This window comes from Bacillus sp. AP8 (genome assembly GCF_000321185.1).
Taxonomy (GTDB): domain Bacteria; phylum Bacillota; class Bacilli; order Bacillales; family DSM-1321; genus Bacillus_AD; species Bacillus_AD massilioanorexius.
In genome coordinates, this window is the sequence record NZ_CAPG01000099.1 from 1 (window position 1) to 4,549 (window position 4,549).

The following is a 4,549-nucleotide window of genomic DNA, read 5'->3' on the forward strand; positions in this document are numbered from 1 at the left end:
AACATTCTAGCTGTTTAGAACAGCTTTCTTATTATATCAATTGAGTCATTCAATGTCAATAGCTTTTTTGATCTTTATTTTGTTTTGTTGCATCAGAAGCAACTCTATTAATATATCATTTTATCTTTTCACTGTCAACAATTTATTTAATGTATTTTCATAAACACTATATTAATATTGTTTTTCAGCGACGTATATTAATATAACATTTAATTATATATATTACAATACTTTTTTAACAAAAAACGCCCTGAATATAGGACGTTTTTAGAAACATCTTTTTTATAGCTTAGTTCGTATATCCCATAGTTCTGGAAACAAACGATGTTCTAACACTTTCTGTAAATACGTAACGCCAGATGAGCCGCCAGTTCCAAGCTTATACCCTATAATTCGTTCCACGGTTTTCAAATGGCGGAAACGCCACTGTTGGACACGATCTTCTATATCTACAAGCTTCTCTCCTAATTGATACAAATCCCAATATCGGTCTACATGTTTGTATACCATTAACCAAGCCGCTTCTACTGTCTGCTCTGCTTTATATGGCTTTGTATAATCTCGATTCAATAAATCATTCTTTACTTCCAATCCTGCTTTAGCTAATGCTTGAATGGATACATCATATAAGCCTGGTGAATGAAAAGCTTGAGATAAACGTTCATGCAGCACTTGATTTTTCTCATAAATAGTTAAAATATGAGGCGTTTTATAACCCAGTGTGAACTCAATCAAGCGATGCTGATAAGATTGGAAACCAGAGGCACGTCCCAATGAATCGCGGAACTCCATATATTCAGAAGGCGTTAACGTGGAAAGAACGTCCCATGCTTGAATGATTTGCGATTGTATACAGGAGACACGTGCCAACATTTTATATGCTTTTGCCATTTCATTTTGTTGAATAGAAGCGATAGCCGCTTGTAATTCATGCAGGATTAATTTCATCCATAGTTCATTAACCTGATGAATAATAATAAAAAGTACCTCATCATGATGATCGGATAGACAGCTTTGGCTGGAAAGCAATGGATCAAGCTTCAAATATTCTCCATATGTCATATCCTCACGAAAATCAGTATGGATTCCTTTTTCTAAAGCAAATTTTTCTTGCTCACTCATTCTAGCTCATCTCCTCCCATTATAAATCACAATGGTCTAATAACAGCACGGACCGGGCTCCCATCAGCTTCTTTAAGGGATAAAGGCAAAGCAATCAACTCATACTCACCAGGTTCTATATGCTGAAGCATAAGGTTTTCAAGAATATGGACGCCATGTTTGTTCAATAGATGATGTGCTGCAAGCTCTTTACTATTAAGTGGATCTACAGAAGGTACATCCATTCCCAATAAGATAATCCCTTTCTTCTTAAGAAGAGACGGCAAACTTTCATCTATATAAGGAATCTCTTCAGGGAACACTTCAACATCCAAAGAAGCATCAGTCTTCAATAATAATCTAGATACCCCTTCTAAATCATACCCTTGTAAATGTTCCGCACCTATATACTTCAATCCTGCCACATCAATAACCCTTGCAGCTCCTATATAAATGTCAATATTTAGTTCGAGCACCCTCTTTCCATCATCATCAAAATGAAAAGGTGCGTCAATATGTGTTCCTGTATGTGTGCTCATTGTAATGCTCCCTACATTTGAAGAACCACTCTCTTCTTTAGAATAAGAGACCTTATATTCAAAAGCTGTATCACCCGGCCATACTGCAATACGATTGCTCAACGGCTGTGATATGTCAATCCATGTCATTTTAACATCCTCCTTATGCAATAATTTCCCGCTTATTCTCAAATTGCAAATATTCCTCTTCTACCATAATCCTTTTTAACACTTGTATAGTTTCCCATATCTCCTGATAAGAAGTATAAAAAGCTGCTGGAGCGAGCCGAATCCCACTTGGCGCTCGAAAATCAAGAATGATCCCATTCGACTTTAATGCTTTGCAAATGCGTGTCGCCTCTTTATGTTCTAGATAGATATGTCCGCCCCGCCTATGATCTTCCTTAGGGTTTGCAACAATAAATCCATAGTCATCCAATTCATGTTCTATAAGATTCATCATATATCTAGTTAATTGTAAAGACTTTTCCCTAAGCGACGATAGACCAGCTTCTTTAAAAAGTTCAAGCGAACCGATAATCGGGGCCATGCTTAGGATATGAGGGGAACCGATTTGATAAGCACTCACATTGCTGGCCGTATGCAATACATGTTCCAAATCAAATTGTTTCTCTTTTTGCGAACTAAACCACCCTGCAAGACCTGGCCGAAGCGGAAAATGCTTTTTATTCACGTATAAACCAGCCACACTTCCAGGACCGCCGTTCACATATTTATAGTTACACCACACAGCAAAGTCCACCTCCCATTCACTCAAGTGATGTTCAATGGAGCCGATAGAATGGCATAAATCAAATCCTATAATGATTCCCCTACTATGTGCTTCCTTTGTGAGCCTCTTAATATCAAGAATTTGTCCACTTCTGTATAAAACACTTGGTAAAACAAACAAGGCAACTTCTTCTGTCATTTCCGCAATAATATCGTCTTCTTCCAAAACTCTTCCATCCCGGCTTTTTACCTTTATTAAATGTGTGTCCACATCATAACCTTTTAGTATTAGTTGACTTTGGAGAGCATAGATATCTGAAGAAAATGTAAGTTCATCTGCCACTATTTTTACCTTCTTACCTCTCGGCTTGTAAAATGTAGCCACCATTTGATGGAGATTGGTCGTTGTCGAACCCGTAACAATAACTTCTTCTGGAGATGCACCAACCAACGGAGCACTTAACTCCCCTAAACGCTCCGCTAAATAAAACCAGGGGTTTGCCCCTCCCGTCCAGCCGTCAATAGCATCTTGCTTCCAAGATTCCAACAGTTGTAGCAGCGACTGTTCTGCTCTTTTAGATAGCAGTCCTAAAGAATTGCCATCTAAATAGATGCGATTCTCATGCAGATAAAATTCATTTCGATAAACTCTTAATTTATCGCTTCTATCTAATTGGATAGCATAGTCTATAGAGAAATCCGTTGTATTCATACTCAACAGAACCCACTCCCTCTCTCTGAAAAGTGTTTGCTGTTCTGAGCTGGCACATAAACTTTTTACCGATTGCTTTTCCCTGACAATTTCCTATATCCTCATTTCATTCGAAAAACAGCTAAAAATAATTACTTCATAATTCCTTCTTTCACAAGCTTATGTATATGCGAACTTACGATATCTTTTACTATAACTTTAATAAACTTTTCGCTGAATTCCTTTCTACTTCTTCTCTCTTGAATAAAAAGCCGATTTTCCACTCATATTTATTTTTTGTCCTCCTTTGTTTTGCCTTATCATTTATTTAATTGCCTCCCCATTCGATATAAAGTAATTTCAAGTAAAGTCCTTATAAAAATATAGATTAATCATATTCCTAGATAAACAACTCTGTAAATTAGTTTAACTACCTAATTGAGGTTGAAATAATGTTTCACTTGAGAGAATAAAACATCATGAAAATTCAGGCTTATAACGTCATTTATAAACCCAACAGCTGAATACAATTGCTATAGGCTGTGCAATATCTAAACATAGTACTTTTCAATTCGATATACCCTGGTTACTCTTGCTAGCTATTATTATTGTTATTTGGAGAAGAAAAGAAAAACAAAAAAAGACCGAAACCTTGAACTGCACCCCAATTGTTAGATACATCTAACAATTGGAGGTGTAATTTTTGTATGACAAAATATAGCTCAGAATTTAAATTAAAAGCAGTGTTTGCTTACCTAAATGGAACAACTTCCTTTCAAACAGTAGCTAAGCAATTTCATATTAGTTTAACTCCCCTAAAAAATTGGGTAGCTCAATATAACGTGCATGGAGAAGAAGCTTTTTCTTCTTCATCCTCTACAAATGATGATTTGAATCTTAATATGGATGTACTAAACTATATAAATGAATTTAGAGTAACTCCTAATGAAGCAGCTGCGATTTTTAACATCACATCTCCTTCAACCGTATATATATGGGTTGAATTGTTTAATAGGAATGGTATTGACGCTCTAAAATCAAAGAAAAAGGGGCGCCCATCCGTGAAAAAAGAGTCAATGAAACCAAACAAACTAGGATCTATTGAAGAACTAGAAGCACGTATTCAACAACTTGAAATGGAAAATGCTTATTAAAAAAAGTTGAATGCCTTAATTCAAAACAAGGAAAAATCACCAAACAAGACAAAGCACAAGTAGTCTATGAATTAAGGCATCAATTTCAGGTGAAAGCTCTTCTACAACTAGCTGAGATTCCACGAAGCACGTATTATTACTGAGTGAAAAACAGGACTAAACCTGATCCAGATGCTGATTTAAAACAACTCTTTCAATCCATTTATGATGAACACGAAGATCGTTATGGGTACCGTCGTATTCGTGATGAATTAGGTAATCTTGGACATGAAGTAAACCATAAAAAAGTACAAAGAATCATGAAAGCCCTTGGTATAAAATCCTTAGTTCATATAAAAAAATATCGTTCTTAC

At 35.9% G+C, this 4,549-nt stretch carries 5 protein-coding genes; 2 read left to right on the plus strand and 3 right to left on the minus strand.

Annotated features, from left to right (window positions below; genetic code table 11):
* Window positions 1-282: 282 nt before the first annotated feature.
* The 3 genes from kynA to kynU are packed head-to-tail and all read right to left on the minus strand — an operon-like array spanning window position 283 to window position 3,063.
* The gene (kynA, locus tag BN349_RS22630) at window positions 283-1,122 is read right to left on the minus strand and encodes a tryptophan 2,3-dioxygenase (protein WP_019244583.1); all 840 of its coding nucleotides are present in this window, start codon (window positions 1,120-1,122) and stop codon (window positions 283-285) included.
* 26 nt (window positions 1,123-1,148) lie between these two features.
* Window positions 1,149-1,769 (minus strand): arylformamidase, encoded by a 621-nt coding sequence (gene kynB / locus BN349_RS22635; RefSeq protein WP_019244584.1) that lies wholly within the window; start codon window positions 1,767-1,769, stop codon window positions 1,149-1,151.
* Between the two features lie 13 nt (window positions 1,770-1,782).
* On the minus strand, window positions 1,783-3,063 hold the full coding sequence (gene kynU, locus BN349_RS22640) for a kynureninase (protein ID WP_026089443.1): 1,281 nt from the start codon (window positions 3,061-3,063) through the stop codon (window positions 1,783-1,785).
* Between the two features lie 686 nt (window positions 3,064-3,749).
* Here kynU and BN349_RS26180 point away from each other — a divergent pair.
* Window positions 3,750-4,196, plus strand: coding sequence for a transposase (locus BN349_RS26180; RefSeq protein WP_019244587.1), 447 nt, complete (start codon window positions 3,750-3,752; stop codon window positions 4,194-4,196).
* Window positions 4,197-4,339: 143 nt separating this feature from the next.
* Window positions 4,340-4,549: IS3 family transposase (locus BN349_RS26050; protein ID WP_019244588.1), on the plus strand; the 210-nt coding region annotated here is incomplete at its 3' end.